The sequence below is a fragment of the Nigerium massiliense genome (assembly GCF_000826085.1).
Classification (GTDB): domain Bacteria; phylum Actinomycetota; class Actinomycetes; order Propionibacteriales; family Propionibacteriaceae; genus Propioniciclava; species Propioniciclava massiliense.
The window spans coordinates 163,727-180,116 of sequence record NZ_CCYM01000001.1; the positions used below are offsets into that span (position 1 = coordinate 163,727).

Consider the following 16,390-nt stretch of genomic DNA (forward strand, 5'->3'; position numbering starts at 1 on the left):
TCAGCCCAGGCGATCGTTATCAGCTTGAGGCGCTATCGGCGTGTCACAGTGATCCTTCCGCTCGGGGGCAAAGGTATCGTTGAGGCGCTGCAGGCGCGGAGTGAGTGGCGCCTGCATAGCGGAAACCTCCGGGTCTCCCGCTGCAGTCGCGCCTGAGAAATCCTCTGCGACTTCCCGAAAACAACTAGCGAAAAGAGACTCTCATGTGGGACATCATCTCCACGATCGTCACCGGCCTCATCGTCGGCGCCCTCGCCCGGTTCTTCCTGCGGGGTAACCAGAACATCGGCATGCTGTGGACGATCATCCTCGGCATCGTCGGCGCGTTCGTCGGCTCCTTCATCGCCGGCGCCCTCGGCGTCGCTCAGACCGGCGGCATCGACTGGATCCGCTGGATCCTCATGATCGTCGCCGCCATGGTCGCCGTGTCCATCTACATCGGTGTGACCCGCGGCAGCTCGCGCCAGGTTTCGCGGTAACCGGTTTCGCGGTAACCAGTAGCTACACCAGTTCCGGACGGGGGTCGCGCCATCACGGCGCGGCCCCCGTCCGCTCGTTAACCGCGGGAACCGTTCCGCGGCTTAACCGCCGGAACCGTCCGCGGGCAACGGGGTAACGGACGTCAGACGAGGCGACGATCGGTGGCCCAGCGCGTCAACTGGTGGCGGTTGGACAGCTGCAGCTTGCGCAGCACGCTCGACACGTGCGTCTCGACCGTCTTGATCGAGATGAACAGCTCCTTCGCGACCTCCTTGTAGGCGTAGCCGCGGGCGATCAGGCGGAGCACCTCGCGCTCGCGCTGGCTGAGCCGGTCGAGGTCCTCGTCGATGCTGGCCACGTCGATCGCGCCGGAGAAGGCGTCGAGGACGAAGCCGGCCAGCCGCGGGCTGAACACGGCGTCGCCGCCCGCGACGCGCTCGATGGCGTCCACCAGTTCGGGCGCCGAGATCGACTTCGTCACGTACCCGCGGGCGCCGGCCCGGATGACCCCGATGACGTCCTCGGCGGCGTCCGACACCGAGACCGCCAGGAACCGGACGTCGCCCCGCTGCGCGAGCACCTGCTTGATCACCTCCACACCGCCGCCGCCGGGCAGATGCACGTCGAGGAGCACGACGTCGGGGTTCGTCCGCAGGATCGCCTCGACGGCGGTCGCGACGTCCTCCCCCTCGCCCACGACGGTGACGAACGGGCCGATGTCGTGGCGGACGCCGCTGCGGAACATGGCGTGGTCGTCGACCAGCACCACTCGGCGCTGGCCGGCCTTGCCCTGCTCACCTGCGGGGGGCTCCGCGGGCTGCGGCGTCGCGGTCGGGAAGCTGTCGTTCGTCATGTCCTCATCTCCACCATCACTTCGGTACCGGTCTGGGGGCTCGAACGGATGCGCGCGTTGCCGTGATGGCGGCGCACCCGTTCGACGATGCTGCGCTTGATCCCCATGCGCCCCTCGGGGATGTCGTCGGGGTCGAAGCCCCACCCCCGGTCGCGCACGAAGACGGTGACGCCGTCGTCCTCCACCTCAGCGTAGACGTCGACGTGGGACGTCCCCGAGTGCTTCGCGGCGTTCCACATCGCCTCGCGCGCCGCGCGCACCAGCTCGGCGAACCGCGCGTCGAGCTCGATGTCGCCGACGGTCACGCAGTCGACGGTCACGGGGAAGTTGTCCTCGACGTCCTGGGCCGCGGCCGCCAAGGCGCTCTTCAGGGTGTCGTCCGGGAGTTCCTCGCCGTACAGCCACTCCCGCAGTTCGCGCTCCTGCCGCCGGGCGAGCCGGACGACCTCGTCGCGGTCGTCGGCCTGCCGCTGGATGAGGGCGAGGGTCTGCAGCACCGAGTCGTGCAGGTGGGCGGCCATGTCGGCCCGGGCGTCCGAGACCAGCTTCTCCTCGCGGGCGAACGTGAGCGAGCGGCGCACCCGCAGCAGCCACGGCGCCGCGAGGACGATCAGCGCCACCAGCGAGAGCACGATCGCCCACAGCATGCGCCCGACGTCGCCGACGCCGGGGATCATCGCGGCCACCAGCCCGACCGCGACCGACACGCTGAACAGCCCCAGGACCAGCGACAGCACCGTCGTCCAATGCCGGACGAGCGGCTCGACGAGCCCCAGCGGCCCCCGGCTGAGGTCGAACGGGACGTTCTCGGTGCGGTCGGCCTGCCACCACACGAGCGCGGCGCCCAGGGCCAGCAGCACTCCCGCGACGAACCAGACGGCGGGCAGCCCCCAGCCGAGCCACTGCACCAGCCAGGTCATCCCGGCGCCGACCATGACGACGGCACCCGTCTGGCCGGCCTCGGGGGATCGCAACCGGACGGTCTTTCCCCCACGCAGGCCGCGGCGGGTGGCGGCGTCCAGCCCCGGCGTGCTCGGCTGGCTACGCTCACGCGGCAGCGCCAGCCACAGCGCCAGGTACGCCAGCACCCCGACCAACCGCCAGGAGGCCAGCAGCGCGAAGATGAGCCGCACCAGCGTGGCGGGCATGCCGAGGTGCCCGGCCAGGCCGGCGCAGACACCGCCCAGCCAGCCCCTTTCCGGGACGCGGACGAGGCTGGCGGGGCGCCCGGCGGCCGGCTCCGCGTCCGACTGAGTCATGGCGCTCAGCATAGGGCGGGGCACCGACGGGCCCGCCGGCGGGCGATCCGGGCCCAGCCCAAACCGGGCCCCACTCAGGGTGCTTCCCGATGGCCTCGCCGGGGCCGACCGAGCAAGATGAAGGGCGTGACCAGCATGCCCGCAGCGCGCCGCCCGCACGACGACCGAGTCGTCGCGGGCGTCTGCAGCGGGCTCGCGCGGAGCTGGAGCGTCGACCCCCTGCTCGTCCGCATCGCGTGGGTGATCGCCGTATTGGCCAGTTCCGGAACCCTCCTGCTCGCCTACGCCGCGCTGTGGGTGCTGCTGCCCGAGGACGGCACCGACCGCCGCCTCCCGGACGCCATCGCCGGCTGGAGCGCCACCAAGCTCGTGCTGGTCGTGTGCGTGCCGGTCGCCCTGGCCGGCCTCGTGATCCCCGGGCTCGGCCCCGGCTTCACCGCGATCGCCGTCGCGGCCCTCCTCGTCTGGTACATCAACCGCCGCATCAACCCGACGCCGCCCGCCGGCGGCGGCGGACACTCCGGGAGCCACGTGGCCCCGCACCATCCCGGCCCGGGCGCCCCGTATGTCGACACCTCCGCCCCGAGGCAGTACCCCGACGACACGATCCCGCTGCCCCCGCAACGCCCGGTGCCGGGTCCACGGCCTCGGCCCCGCGCCCGGTCCGCCCGCGGCTGGCTGCTGATCGGCGTCGGCTGCGCCGCCGTCTGGACGGCCCTCGGGGTGGCGGCCGCCGCGGGAGTCCGGGTCACCGCCCTGGCGTGGTGGTCCGCGACCCTGCTGATGCTCGGTGTCGCCCTGCTGATCAGCGCCCGACGCCGGGGAGGCCGGCCCGCCGGGCTCCTGTCCTGCTCCGTCGTCGTCGCGGTCGTCACGGCCTGCACGCTGGCCAGCACCGCCGATCCTGCGCCGCGCGTCGCCGAGAACGATGTCCGCACCTACGCGTCCGGCCAGGAGCTCGCCGAGCGGCAGGAACTCCCGGTCGGCACCCACGTCCTCGACCTGCGTCAGCTGACGCTCCAGCACGACGCCGTCTCGTCGGTCAGCCTCGGCGCGGGCGAGCTGACGGTGCTGCTGCCGCGGAACGCCAACGTCGAGGTGCACGGCACGGTCGACATCGGCGAATTGGTCGCCCCGGCGCACGTGCACTCGGGCCTCGACAACGACGCGGTCGTCACGTCCACCCCCAACCCCGGCGGCCCCACGCTGGTGCTCAACGCCACCGTCGACACGGGACGGCTGGTGATCGTCCGATGAGACAGTCCCGCTCGGCCACGGTCATCGTCGGCACGTTCTGCCTCGCGCTCGCCGTCATCGGGCTGGGGGTCGCCTTCGTCCCTGCCACCGGCGATTGGCTCGGGTTCTCCCTGCCCCTGGCGCTCGTCGTCGCGGGCATCGTCAGCCTCCTCGCTTCCCGCACCACCTGACCGCCCCAATGAAAGGAAAACCCATCATGTCCAACACGCCCGCCACGAGGTTCGTCCGCAGCACCTCTGACCGCTACCTCACCGGCGTCTGCGGCGGCCTCGGCGCCTACTTCGGCGTCGACTCCAACATCGTCCGGCTCGTGATGGTGCTGGCCACCCTGTTCCTGCCCGGTCCCGGCTGGATCATCTACCCCGGTCTCTGGCTCGCGATGCCGACCGACGCCGGCGGCCCCTCGGGCTTCCAGCAGCTCCGCAGCATGCTGGAGAACAACCGGCGCAGCGTCCGCTGACCACACGCTTTCACGCGCCGGACGGCCGTCCCTGACGAAAACTCACTGTTCGCTCAGAGTTTTCTGAGGCAACACGGCCTCCGTGCGCGTGGAAGCTGAGAATATCCCTAAGATGTCACGCGGCCGGGAGCGGTTCCCGCCGCTTTGATGAGAACGGACTCCCTCGTGACATCACCACTCCGTTTTGGCTCGCCCCGTGGACGCGCCGTGGCCGCGGGCCTCGTCGCCGCCGGCTGCGTCCTGGGTTCCCTCCCGGTCGTCGCGGACGCGGCCGCCCGGGCCACTTCGTGGGCCGGCTGGTCCGACGCCCCAGCCTGGGTCTCCCCCGCGTCGCAGATCCAGTGGTACGTGGCCGCCCCCTCGGTCACCACGCGCAGCGCCGGCCAGCCCGTGACGTTCACCGTCACCCCGTCGCCGTCCGCGACCCTGGACTGCACCACCTTGGCCGTCGGCCTGGCCCGCGGCACCCGCTGGACGACCCTGACCCCCATCGCCGCCACGTGCTCGCCGGCGGGCGCCACCTACAAGGTCGTCACGGACGCCTCGATGGTCGGCGCGACCGCCTCTCTGCACGGCTGGGCCGCCCCGGCAGGCTCCGCGCGCTCGTTCACGTTCGACGGCCGCGTCGCCACGGGCGCTCGGGTGAGCAAGACCGTCGCGACCGCGCAGCGTCCGGCCGACCCTGACAACGTCGTGACGCCGCCCGCCCCCGTGCCGACGGCGTCGCCGACCACCACGCCCACGATGACGCCGAAGCCCACCGCCGCGCCGACCCCCACCGCGGCGGTGGGCTTCGGCGTCATCGCGACCGCCGCCCCCGCGTCCCCGGCGCCGACGGCCGCTCCCACCTCGGCTGCCCCGAGCGCCGCTCCGACCTCCCAGGCGCCGGCCCCCGTCGCACCTGTGGGGGGCGCCGTGCCCTCGCTCGACCTGCCCCGGGTGCCCTGGGAGGGCGGGGCGTCCTACTACGCCAAGTTCGCCGACGCCGCCCGCGGCGGCTGGACGTCGCCCGACCACTTCCCGATCATGCTGTGGTTCGGCGGCGGCGTCACCGACTCCCAGGTGAAGTTCGACAAGTCGTACGGCATCAACACGTACCTGATGAGCGACGCGTCCACGAACTACAAGGTGCTCGAGCAGAACGGCGTGTCGTACATCTCCGACAAGCCGCTCAACGGGCAGCCGCGCAACTCGCCGGTGTGGGTCGGCGAGTTCCTGGACGACGAGATCGACGGGCGCATGGAACCGGCCGCCGGCATCTCCTACCTCAAGCAGCGCCGCAACGCGATGGCCGACCACAACAAGTTCGCCTACGCGAACTTCACCGGCATGGTGATCTCGTGGTACTCGCTGCCCGCCTGGAACGCGGCGGCCACCCAGTTCGTCAACGACATCACCGACGTCGTCTCGCTGGACGCCTACTGGTTCAGCGGCCCGCAGTGCAGCTGGGACAACCCGCACGGCACCGAGTACCTGGAGCCGTTCACCAAGGCCGGCTGCCGGACCCCGCAGACCTACGGCGACAACGTCGCGAGCCTCCGCAAGCGCGACGCCGAGGACGGCAAGCTGCAGCCGATCTACAACTTCATCGAGAACGTCAACGTCGCCCCCGACCGTGAGGTGCTGTACCGCATGTCGCCGTCCGAGGTGAAGGGCGCCGCGATGAGTTCGATCATCAACGAAGCGCGCGGGCTCGTGTGGTTCAACCAGTCGTTCGGCGGCGAGTGCTCGACCGGCAACGCGGTGCGTGCCGTGCAGAACAACCCCGGCTACGCCTGCCGCAACCTGGTCGACGCGATGGGTGAGGTGAACCGGGAGATCCAGGGGCTGGCGCCGGTGCTCAACACCCAGTCCTACAAGTGGGACTTCGGCCCCGACGTGGAGACGATGCTGAAGGTGCACGACGGCTCGGCCTACGTGTTCGCGATGACGACGGCCGATTCCCCACTGGGGCAGCGGACGTTCAAGCTGCCCCCGCAGCTGCAGGGGCGTCCGATCCAGGTGGTGAACGAGAACCGGACGATCGCAGCCTCCGGCGGCCAGTTCACCGATTCTTTCGCCCAGCGCGGGAGCTACCACATCTACAAGATCGGCTGATCGGTCCGAATGCCGGCGCCCGGCGGCCCGCGGTTCGTCCGCGGCGCCGCCGGGCGTTCGCGTTCCCCAGCGGCGGCGTCGGCGTGGGCAACCGGCGCCTGGGCCGGCCAGGGGGGACAATGAGCGCGTGATTGACGCACCCTGGACGAGCAACTACCAGCCCGGAGTCCCGGCCGAGATCAAGATTCCGGACCAGCCGCTGACCGCGATGTGCGCCGAGGCGGTCGAGCGCGGCGGCGACGGCGTCGCCCTCGACTTCCTGGGCGCCAAGACGAGCTACGCCGACCTGGGCGAGCAGATCGGCCGGGTCGCCGGGGCGCTCCGCGATCTCGGGGTGTCGCGCGGCGACCGGGTCGCGCTGGTGCTGCCCAACTGCCCGCAGCACGTCGTCGCCTTCTACGCGGCGCTCCGGCTGGGAGCGGTGATCGTCGAGCACAACCCGCTCTACACCGCCGACGAGCTCGCAACCCTGTTCGCCGACCACGGCGCGCGGGTGGCCATCGTCTGGGACGCCGCCGCGGGCAAGCTGGCCGGCCTCGACCTCGACCGCGTCATCGCGGTGAACCTGCTGGAGGCCATGCCCCCGCTCAAGCGGTTCGCGCTGGCGCTGCCGGTGCCGAAGCTGCGCGCCAACCGCGACCGGCTCCACGCGGACGCTCCCGGCACCACCCCGTGGCGCTCGCTGCTGGACGCCGACCCGCTGGACGAGGCGCACCCGCAGCCCTCCGTCGACGACCTGGCCGTCATCCAGTACACGTCCGGCACGACGGGCAGCCCCAAGGGCGCCATGCTCACCCACCTGAACCTGTACGCCAACGCCGTGCAGGGCGCGGCCTGGATGAAGGACGCGGTCGACGGCCGCGAGGTGATCTACGCCGTCCTGCCGATGTTCCACGCGTTCGGCATGACGCTGTACCTGACGTTCGGCGTGCTGAAGCAGGCGCACATCGTGCTGTTCCCCACCTTCGACGCGGACATGGTCGTCTCGGAGGCGAAGAAGAACCCGCCGACCGTCTACTGCGCGGTGCCGCCGATCTATGAGAAGACCGCGAAGCGGGCCATCGAGCGCAAGGTGTCGTTGAAGTCCGCGCGGTTCTGCATCTCGGGCGCGATGGCGCTGACGGACGCGACCGTCGAGCTCTGGGAGTCCGTGGCGGGCGGCCTGCTGGTGGAGGGCTACGGGCTGACCGAGTCGGCGCCGGTCGCGCTCGGCAACCCGTTCTGGCCGACGCGGCGCACCGGCACGATCGGGGTGCCGTTCCCCTCGACGCTGATGAAGGTGGTCGACCCCGAGGACGTCACGCGGGAGGTCGCGCAGGGCGAGGAGGGCGAGCTGCTGCTGAAGGGGCCGCAGGTGTTCCAGGGCTACTGGAACGCCCCCGCGGAGACCGCGGAGGCCCTCTTGGAGGATGGTTGGCTGCGCACCGGCGACATCGTCACCGTGGACGCAGACGGGTTCACGACGATCGTCGACCGCATCAAGGAGCTCATCATCACCGGCGGCTTCAACGTGTCGCCCACCGAGGTCGAGAACGTGCTGCGCAGCAGCGACGCCATCGACCAGTGCGCGGTGGTCGGCGTGACGGACGACGCGGGCGCCGAGCGGGTCGTCGCGGCCGTCGTCCCCGCCGCGGGCGCCACGATCGACGATCAGCAGCTGCGGACCTGGGCGAAGCAGCGCCTCGCCTCCTACAAGGTCCCCCGCACGTTCGTCGTCGTCGACGAGCTGCCCACCTCGATGCTGGGCAAGGCCCTGCGGCGCCAGGTGCGCGACCAGATCCGCGACCGGGCGCTGGAGCAACTCCGCTGAGCGGCCAGGACGGCGCCCCGAGGCCCCACCCGGTCACGGGGCAACAGTTCGTCTCCCCCGTTCCGCCGGGGACCGGGTGGCCGGGTGACCCCGCGGACGCGGCCACGCCGGTGGCCCAGGACGCGGCGGACGTCGCGCGGCTGGCGTCGGCCGCCCGGACGCTGACCGAGCTCGACGCCGCGGTGTCGGTGTGCCGCGCGTGCGAGCGGCTCGTCCAGTGGCGCGAACAGGTGGCCGCGGCGCCCCGGGCGTCCTTCGCCGGGCAGCCGTACTGGGGACGCCCCGTCCCGTCCTTCGGCGACCCGGACGCCACCGCCCTCATCGTCGGCCTCGCGCCCGCCGCCCACGGCGCCAACCGGACGGGCCGCATGTTCACCGGCGATCGCTCCGGCGACTGGCTCTACCAAGCGCTGCACGCCCTGGGTCGCGCCAGCCGGCCGACGTCGACGCACGCGGGCGACGGGCTCGAGCTGGACGACCTGCGCATCACCGCGCTCGCCCACTGCGCCCCGCCGGCGAACAAGCCCACGACCCAGGAGTCCGCCACCTGCGGGCAGTGGCTCGACCGCGAACTCGCACTGATGGAGCCCCGGCTGCGCGCGGTGCTGTGCCTGGGCTCGCTGGCCTGGAACGCGACGCTGGCCGCGGCCCGCCGGATCGGGTGGGATGTGCCCCGGCCCAAGCCTCGGTTCGGTCACGAAGCCGTCGCCACGCTGCTCCGGCGGGACGGACGGCCCCTGCGCCTGATTGGCTGTTACCACGTCAGTCAGCAGAACACGTTCACCGGGGTGCTGACCCGGGAGATGCTCTTGTCAGCCCTGGGTAAACTCTGGACATCGGAAACCTGACCGGCCCGAGCCTGATGAAAGGATCAGATCATGGGACTTTTCGGTGGAAACAACCGCGGTAACCGCCCCGACGGCGTCGCCGGCCTGGGTGCGCGTCTCGGCGAGGCCCTGCGCGGCGGCGGACGTTCCTCCGCGCCGGCCCCGGCCCCACGCCGCCGGCGCGGCAACGCTCCGGACGGCGTCGCCGGCCTGGGCGCCCGCCTCGGCGAGCGACTCTTCGGTCGCCGCTGACCCGGACGCGGCCGGGTCCCGACCCGGCCGCCCTGACATGGCCGAGGGGCCGGTCGGTTCACCCTGCTGGGTTGAACCGGCCGGCCCCTCGCCGCGTCCGCCGCGGGATCACTCCCACTCGATGGTGCCCGGCGGCTTGCTCGTCACGTCCACGACGACGCGGTTGATCTCGCGCACCTCGTTGGTGATGCGCGTCGAGATGCGCTCCACCAGGTCGTAGGGCAGGCGCCCCCAGTCGGCGGTCATGGCGTCCTCGCTGGTCACCGGCCGCAGGACGATCGGGTGGCCGTAGGTGCGCTGGTCGCCCTGGACGCCCACGCTGTGCACGTCGGCGAGCAGGACGACGGGGAACTGCCAGATCTCCCGGTCGAGACCGGACGCCGTGAGCTCCTCGCGCGCGATCGCGTCCGCCTCGCGGAGCAGGTCGAGCCGCTCCTTGGTGACCTCGCCGATGATGCGGATCCCCAGGCCGGGGCCGGGGAACGGGTGCCGCCAGACCATCTCGTCGGCCAGACCCAGCTCGGCGCCGACGGCGCGCACCTCGTCCTTGAACAGGGTCCGCAGCGGCTCGATGAGCTTGAACTGCAGGTCGTCGGGCAGCCCGCCGACGTTGTGGTGGCTCTTGATGTTGGCAGCGCCGTCGCCGCCGCCGGACTCGACGACGTCGGGGTAGAGCGTGCCCTGGACGAGGAACTCGATGTCCTCGGACTCGTCGATCTGCCGGACCGTCTGCTCGAACGTCCGGATGAACTCGCGGCCGATGATCTTGCGCTTGGTCTCAGGGTCGCTGACGCCGCGCAGCGCCGTGAGGAACTGATCCTCGGCGTCGGCGACGACGAGCTTGACGCCCGTCTGCGCCACGAAGTCGTGGCGCACCTGCTCCCGCTCCCCCTTGCGCAGCAGCCCGTGGTCGACGAACGCGCACGTGAGCTGGTCGCCGACCGCCCGGTGGACGAGCGCGGCGGCCACCGCGGAGTCGACACCGCCGGACAGCGCGCACAGCACCTTCTTGTCGCCCACCTCGGCGCGGATCGCGGCGACCGAGTCCTCCACGATGTTCGCCGGCGTCCAGTCGGCCGTGCAGCCGGCGATGTCGAACAGGAACGCCTCGAGCACCTTCTGACCGTGCTCGCTGTGCAGCACCTCGGGGTGCCACTGGACGCCCGCGAACCGGCGGTCGACGTCCTCGAACGCCGCGACCGGGGCACCGGGGCTCTGGGCCAGGTCGGTGAAGCCGTCCGGGCTGGCGTTGACGGAGTCGCCGTGGCTCATCCAGACCTTCAGCGACTCGGGCAGCCCATCGAGCAGGCGCCCGCGCTCGCGGATCTGCGCCAGCGTGCGGCCGAACTCCGACAGGCCGGTGCGCGCGACGGTGCCGCCGAGCGCCTGGGCCATCGCCTGGAACCCGTAGCAGATGCCGAAGACAGGGACGCCCTGGCGGAACAGCGCGGGGTCGACCGACGGGGCGCCCTCGGCGTAGACCGACTGGGGCCCGCCCGACAGGATGATCGCCGCCGGACGCTTCGCCATGACCTGCTCGACGCTCGCGGTGTGCGGCATGATCTCGGAGAACACCCGCGCCTCGCGCACGCGCCGGGCGATCAGTTGCGCGTACTGGGCACCGAAATCGATGACGATGACCACATCGTGTTCGCGTTCGGGGATCGCCTCGATGAGGCCGGGTGCGTCTGTCATGAGCCGCATTCTAGTGGCGGGTCGCGCCCCCTTATAATCCGCCCTGGCTACGGACGGGGCCACCCGCGCGGTCCCCGGGGGCGGGCGAGGACGTGCGCTCGGCACCCCCCTGGGCCCGGAACCCGGAGCGCGCGGACCATCTGATGGACAGCGGGAATAGTGGACCGCCCCGGTGGTGTTGTTGGGAGTATGCGAATCTTCAACGACGTGACGGAACTGATCGGCCGCACCCCGCTGGTCAAGGTCAACAAGCTCTTCCCGGACGCGAAGGCCACCGTGCTGGCGAAGCTCGAGTTCTACAACCCCGCGAACTCGGTCAAGGACCGCATCGGTGTCGCCATGGTCGACGCGGCGGAGCGCTCCGGCCAGCTGAAGCCGGGCGGCACCATCGTCGAGGGCACCTCGGGTAACACCGGCATCGCGCTCGCCATGGTCGGCGCGGCCCGCGGCTACAAGGTCGTGCTGTGCATGCCCGAGACGATGTCGAAGGAGCGTCGCGCGCTGCTCAAGGCGTTCGGCGCCACTCTCGTGCTCACCCCGGGGCCGGACGGCATGCGCGGCGCCGTCGCCAAGGCTGAGGAGATCGGCTCGCAGGAGGGCGCGGTCCTCGTCCGCCAGTTCGAGAACGAGGCCAACCTCGAGATCCACCGCAAGACCACCGCCGAGGAGATCTGGAACGACACCGACGGCACGGTCGACATCGTCGTGGCCGGCGTCGGCACCGGCGGCACCGTCTCCGGTGTCGGTCAGGTGCTCAAGGAGCGCAAGCCCGAGGTGAAGATCGTGGCCGTCGAGCCGTCCGAGTCGCCGATCCTGTCCGGCGGCAAGCCCGGTCCGCACAAGATCCAGGGCATCGGCGCCAACTTCGTCCCGAAGATCTACGACGCGAACGTCGTCGACGAGGTGCTCCCCGTCGACGCCGAGACCGCCGTCGAGGTGTCGCGTCGCGCCGCCACCTCCGAGGGCATCCTGGGCGGCATCTCCGCCGGCGCCGCGCTGGCCGCCGCCGGTCAGGTGGCCGCGCGCGACGAGAACGAGGGCAAGACGCTGGTCGTCATCATCCCCGACTTCGGCGAGCGGTACCTGTCGACGATCCTGTACGCCGACCTCATGGAGTGACGTATCCCATCGCGGTAGCGCACGAGCGGGCGGGAGCCGAGACGGCTCCCGCCCGTTTTGCGTTCCCGTAAGGTACGGCCATGACCGAGATCCCCGCCGAGCTCGCTCGGTTGCGCGCCAGCATCGACAACCTGGATCACGCGCTGGTCTGCCTGCTGGCCGAGCGGTTCCGCATCACCCAGGCCGTCGGCGTGCTCAAGGCCGAGCGCGGCCTGCCTCCCGCCGACCCCGCCCGCGAGGAGGAGCAGGTGCGGTCGCTGCGCGCGCTGGCGTCCTCGGCCGGGCTCGACCCGGAGTTCGCCGAGAAGTTCCTGGCGTTCATCGTCACCGAGGTCGTCCGGCACCACGAGCAGATCGCCGAGAGTCGACAGTCGCCCAGCGACGAGACCCGCTAGGGCCATGCTCGCGCACGCCGTCCTGAACCCGGCGCGTCGCCGCTACCCGCTGGCGCGCCGCGCCCTCGAGCTCGGCGCGCGCGCCGCCGGCTGGCCCGCCCCGGTCATCCACCTGACCACGCGGGACGCACCGGGCGGCGAGCAGGCCGCCGCCGCGCTCGCAGCGGGCGCGGAGCTCGTCGTGGCGGGCGGCGGCGACGGCACCGTCCGCGAGGTCGCCGCCGTGACCGCCGGCACGGGGGTCCCGCTCGGGCTGCTGCCGTACGGCACCGCGAACCTGCTGGCCCGCAACCTCGGGCTGCGGCCGTCGCGCCTCACCGAGGCCGCCGGCATCGCGCTGCACGGCCCCGCGCGCCCGATCGATCTCGGGGTCGCCCGCTACGCCACCGACGACGGGGCCGAGGCCCAGCAGGTCTTCCTCGTCGTCGCCGGCATCGGACACGATGCCGCCACCGTCCGCGCGACGGGCGCCGCCGCCAAGCGCCGGCTCGGCTGGCTCGCCTATTTCCGCACGGGCCTGCGGCACGCGCTGCGGCGTCCGGTCGCCATGGAGGTCGCGCTGGACGGCGCCCCGCCCCGCTCTGTGCGAACCTGGTGCGTGCTGGCCGGCAACTGCGGACGCCTGCCCGGGGGCGTCCGCATCTTCCCGGAGGCCCGTCCCGACGACGGCGTCCTCGAGGTGCTCGAGGTGCCGCTCCGCCACCCGCTGCAGTGGGCCCAGGTCGCCGCGAAGGGGGTGCTGCGCTGGCCCGGGGACGTCCCGGCGCTGCGGTACGCGCGCGCCGCGACGGTGGAGGTCCGCACGCGGCGGCCGCATCCGGCACAGTTCGACGGCGACGTCGTGGAGGGCGTCGTCCACATCACCATGAACCTGCGACCAGGCGCCCTGCTGGTGAACGCCCCCGACGCCGCCCGGTAGGGGCGCCCGTCCGCGTCCGCTCGGCCACCCCGATTGCCGGACGGCACCCGAGCCTTGGCAGGATGGGGGCATGCCGAGCCGCAACCTCGACCTCATCCAGGAACTCCTCGCGGGGCGCACCAGCGTCGCCGAGGAGGCCCGCATCATCGAGATCCTGCGGGGCGTCGACGCCGACGACCTGAACCTCATCCTCACCGAGATCGACGCCGACCGGTTCGTCGCCGGCGTGGACGACCACCTGTTCTTCCCGGACCACCGCTCCCAGCTGTTCGAACTGCTGGTCGCCCGGCAGCGCGAACTCGAGCTCAAGGCCCGCGCCGCGGTGATCCACGCGCTGCAGACCGGGCCCACGCGGCTCTGGGCCGAGCGCATCGTCGCCGACCTGATCTGCGGGGTCACCGGCGAGACGCTCACCCACCTGAAGAACACCCTCAACGCGCGCCGCGACGTCCACGATCTCGAGGGCCTCGTCTTCTCCGACATCGGCGACGAGGGCGTCCGGAAGCGCATCCTCGACCACATCGCCGCCCAGGCCGCGTCCGTGCAGCCGCACGAGGCGAAGGTGCTCTCCGACATCGACGACACCGCCTTCGCGAAGCTGCACGACGACCGCTACCCGCGCGGCACGGTCTACCCGGGCGTCGCGGCGTTCTACGAGGCGCTGGACGAGGGCCCCGACGACGAGCCGTTCTCGATGGGCGACCTGACGTTCCTCACCGCCCGCCCCATGGACGCCTTCGGGCTCATCGAGGCGAGCTCGCACCGGGCCCTCATCAACGCCGGCATCGGGACGAGCTCGGTGCTCTCGGGCAGCTTCACCGGCCTGCTCAGCAAGGACCTGATGGCGGCCCGCAAGCTGCTCAACGTTCGGCACTACCGGCTGCTCTACCCCGAGTACGACATCGTCTTCGTCGGCGACTCCGGCCAGGGTGACGTCACGGTCGCCGAGGGCCTGTACCGCGAGTACCCCGACACGGTGACGGCTGTCTTCATCCACGACGTGGTCGACACCGCCGAGGCGGTGCGCGCCGAACACGGCGCGCACGGCATCCACTTCTTCGACACCTACCCGGGCGCCGCGACCACGGCGTATGAGCTGGGCCTCATCTCGGCCGCCGGTCTGCGCGAGGTGCTCGCCGAGACCGACGCGGGCCTGGACACGATCGCCTGGGGCAACCCCGAGCAGGAAGCCGCCGCCCGCGCCCTGACCGCCCGCGACGTCGCCGGCGCCCTCCGGGCGCTGGGCGAGGGGGCCTGACCAGGCTCTTCAGGTCGGTCCCGCTGTCCTCGCCGGGCTCGCCGGTGCCGGTCGCATGCCGTGGCAACCTGCCCGAGGACGCCCACAGCCGTTCACGCATGTACTACGGTCGGTAGGGGAAGGCGGGCGGCGATGCCCGCGAAGGACGGCGAGGCGGTCTGGATGAACGATCAATTGTCGGCCCTGCGGGCCAAGCGGCAACAGGCACTGGAGGGCGGCGGCGCCAAGAGGATCGACGCGCAGCACGCCAAGGGGAAGCTGACCGCCCGTGAGCGGCTGTCCATCCTCCTCGACGAAGCGTCGTTCCAGGAGCTCGGCGCGCTGGCCACCCACCACCACAGCGACTTCGGCATCGACAAGCACCGCTACCCGGGCGACGGCATCATCACCGGCTTCGGCAAGATCCAGGGCCGGCGCGTCGCCGTCTACGCCCAGGACTTCACCGTGCTCGGCGGCTCCTTCTCCGAGGTTCAGTCGAACAAGATCTCGCGCATCCTCGACCTCGCCATCGCGGCCGGCATCCCGATCATCGGGCTGAACGACTCCGGGGGCGCCCGCGTCCAGGAGGGCGTCCGGTCGCTGGCCGCCTACGGCGAGGTGTTCATGCGCAACGTCAAGGCGTCCGGCGTCATCCCGCAGATCTCGCTCATCATGGGTCCCTGCGCGGGCGGCGCGGTCTACTCCCCCGCGCTCACGGACGTGACGATCATGGTCAACGAAACGTCGAACATGTTCCTCACCGGCCCGGACATCATCCGCACGGTCACCGGCGAGGACGTCACGGCCGAGGAACTCGGCGGGGCCTGGGTCCACAACGCCACCTCCGGCGTCGCCCAGCTCATCGCCGACAGCGAGCAGCACGCCCTGGCGCTCACCAAGAGCCTGCTGTCGTACCTCCCCCAGAACAACGCCGAGGATGCCCCGGCGCTCGAGCCCTACGACCCGGCCGACCGCATGGACGAGGAACTCAACACGCTGGTGCCCGAGGACGACGGCATCGCCTACGACATGCGCGAGGTGCTCGCCCGCGTCTTCGACCACGATTCGGTGTTCGAGCTGCATAAGGAGTGGGCGGCGAACGCCCTCGTCGGCTTCGCCCGCCTCGACGGTCAGAGCGTCGGCTTCATCGCCAACCAGCCGCTGGTCATGTCCGGCTGCCTCGACATCAACGCCTCCGACAAGATCGCCCGGCACATCACGCTGTGCGACCAGTTCAACGTCCCGCTCGTCACGTTCGTGGACTGCCCCGGCTACCTGCCCGGCGTCGAGCAGGAGTACAACGGCGTCATCCGGCACGGCGCGAAGATCATCTACGCCTACTGTCAGGCGACGGTGCCGAAGATCTCGCTCGTGACGCGCAAGGCCATGGGCGGTTCCTACGTCGCGCTGAGCTCCAAGCAGATGAACAACGACGTCGCCTTCGCCTGGCCCAGCGCGCAGATCGCCGTGATGGGCGCCGAGGGGGCGGCCCGGCTCCTCAACCGGCGCGCCATCGAGGCCGCCGACGACCCGGCCGCCGAGGAGGCGCGCTTCATCGCGGAGTACAAGGAGAAGTTCTTCAACCCGTACCAGGCCGCCGACGTCGGCCAGATCGACGAGGTCATCGAACCGCGCGAGACCCGCGCCCGACTCGTCCGCGCCTTGGAGGTGCTGCACACGAAGGTGACGCAGACCGTCCCCAAGAAGCACGGCCTCTTCCCGGTGTAGGG

Annotated in this window: 16 protein-coding genes; 13 read left to right on the forward strand and 3 right to left on the reverse strand. The window is 71.6% G+C overall.

The genetic code is table 11. The annotated features are described in order from the left end of the window. Positions 1 to 203 precede the first annotated feature (203 nt). Entirely contained in the window at positions 204 to 479 is a 276-nt protein-coding gene (locus BN1187_RS00790) for a GlsB/YeaQ/YmgE family stress response membrane protein (protein WP_040157671.1), read from the forward strand. A gap of 143 nt (positions 480 to 622) precedes the next feature. Here the strand turns inward: BN1187_RS00790 and BN1187_RS00795 are convergent, their stop codons facing one another. After that, positions 623 to 1,333: a LuxR C-terminal-related transcriptional regulator gene (locus BN1187_RS00795; RefSeq protein ID WP_082034423.1), complete on the reverse strand. Its 711-nt coding sequence runs from the start codon at positions 1,331 to 1,333 to the stop codon at positions 623 to 625. Then, positions 1,330 to 2,592: an ATP-binding protein gene (locus BN1187_RS00800; protein ID WP_040158026.1), complete on the reverse strand. Its 1,263-nt coding sequence runs from the start codon at positions 2,590 to 2,592 to the stop codon at positions 1,330 to 1,332. The genes BN1187_RS00795 and BN1187_RS00800 overlap by 4 nt, the downstream gene beginning before the upstream one ends. Positions 2,593 to 2,727: 135 nt before the next feature. On the opposite strand from BN1187_RS00800, the gene BN1187_RS00805 reads away from it, so the two are divergent. The 7 genes from BN1187_RS00805 to BN1187_RS00830 all read left to right on the forward strand — a co-directional run bounded on the left by BN1187_RS00805 (position 2,728) and on the right by BN1187_RS00830 (position 9,295). Next, positions 2,728 to 3,849, forward strand: a complete 1,122-nt coding sequence (locus BN1187_RS00805; protein WP_218184546.1) for a PspC domain-containing protein — start codon at positions 2,728 to 2,730, stop codon at positions 3,847 to 3,849. Beyond that, positions 3,846 to 4,019: a hypothetical protein gene (locus tag BN1187_RS14135; protein WP_157754718.1), complete on the forward strand. Its 174-nt coding sequence runs from the start codon at positions 3,846 to 3,848 to the stop codon at positions 4,017 to 4,019. The genes BN1187_RS00805 and BN1187_RS14135 overlap by 4 nt, the downstream gene beginning before the upstream one ends. 26 nt (positions 4,020 to 4,045) lie before the next feature. Next, positions 4,046 to 4,309 (forward strand): PspC domain-containing protein, encoded by a 264-nt coding sequence (locus BN1187_RS00810; RefSeq protein WP_072041912.1) that lies wholly within the window; start codon positions 4,046 to 4,048, stop codon positions 4,307 to 4,309. 207 nt (positions 4,310 to 4,516) lie between these two features. Beyond that, the gene (locus BN1187_RS00815; protein WP_052462121.1) at positions 4,517 to 6,406 is read left to right on the forward strand and encodes a hypothetical protein; all 1,890 of its coding nucleotides are present in this window, start codon (positions 4,517 to 4,519) and stop codon (positions 6,404 to 6,406) included. A gap of 127 nt (positions 6,407 to 6,533) precedes the next feature. Further along, entirely contained in the window at positions 6,534 to 8,216 is a 1,683-nt protein-coding gene (locus BN1187_RS00820; protein ID WP_218184534.1) for a long-chain-fatty-acid--CoA ligase, read from the forward strand. After that, positions 8,213 to 9,064 (forward strand): uracil-DNA glycosylase, encoded by an 852-nt coding sequence (locus tag BN1187_RS00825; protein WP_040158035.1) that lies wholly within the window; start codon positions 8,213 to 8,215, stop codon positions 9,062 to 9,064. Before BN1187_RS00820 ends, BN1187_RS00825 begins: the two co-directional genes overlap by 4 nt. A 30-nt stretch (positions 9,065 to 9,094) precedes the next feature. Then, entirely contained in the window at positions 9,095 to 9,295 is a 201-nt protein-coding gene (locus BN1187_RS00830) for a hypothetical protein (protein WP_040157685.1), read from the forward strand. A 108-nt stretch (positions 9,296 to 9,403) separates the two neighbouring features. On the opposite strand, the gene guaA is transcribed toward BN1187_RS00830, so the two are convergent. Continuing rightward, positions 9,404 to 10,990: a glutamine-hydrolyzing GMP synthase gene (guaA, locus tag BN1187_RS00835; RefSeq protein ID WP_052462122.1), complete on the reverse strand. Its 1,587-nt coding sequence runs from the start codon at positions 10,988 to 10,990 to the stop codon at positions 9,404 to 9,406. 189 nt (positions 10,991 to 11,179) lie between these two features. Between guaA and cysK the strand changes: the two genes are divergently transcribed. The 5 genes from cysK to BN1187_RS00860 all read left to right on the forward strand — a co-directional run bounded on the left by cysK (position 11,180) and on the right by BN1187_RS00860 (position 16,388). After that, positions 11,180 to 12,109: a cysteine synthase A gene (gene cysK, locus BN1187_RS00840; RefSeq protein WP_040157687.1), complete on the forward strand. Its 930-nt coding sequence runs from the start codon at positions 11,180 to 11,182 to the stop codon at positions 12,107 to 12,109. A gap of 80 nt (positions 12,110 to 12,189) precedes the next feature. Next, entirely contained in the window at positions 12,190 to 12,504 is a 315-nt protein-coding gene (locus BN1187_RS00845) for a chorismate mutase (RefSeq protein WP_040157690.1), read from the forward strand. 4 nt (positions 12,505 to 12,508) lie between these two features. Then, entirely contained in the window at positions 12,509 to 13,423 is a 915-nt protein-coding gene (locus BN1187_RS00850) for a diacylglycerol/lipid kinase family protein (protein ID WP_052462123.1), read from the forward strand. Between the two features lie 70 nt (positions 13,424 to 13,493). Further along, complete coding sequence (locus tag BN1187_RS00855; RefSeq protein WP_040157692.1) at positions 13,494 to 14,681, forward strand: phosphatase domain-containing protein; 1,188 nt, start codon at positions 13,494 to 13,496, stop codon at positions 14,679 to 14,681. Positions 14,682 to 14,813: 132 nt separating this feature from the next. Further along, on the forward strand, positions 14,814 to 16,388 hold the full coding sequence (locus BN1187_RS00860; RefSeq protein ID WP_218184536.1) for an acyl-CoA carboxylase subunit beta: 1,575 nt from the start codon (positions 14,814 to 14,816) through the stop codon (positions 16,386 to 16,388). Positions 16,389 to 16,390: the final 2 nt, after the last annotated feature.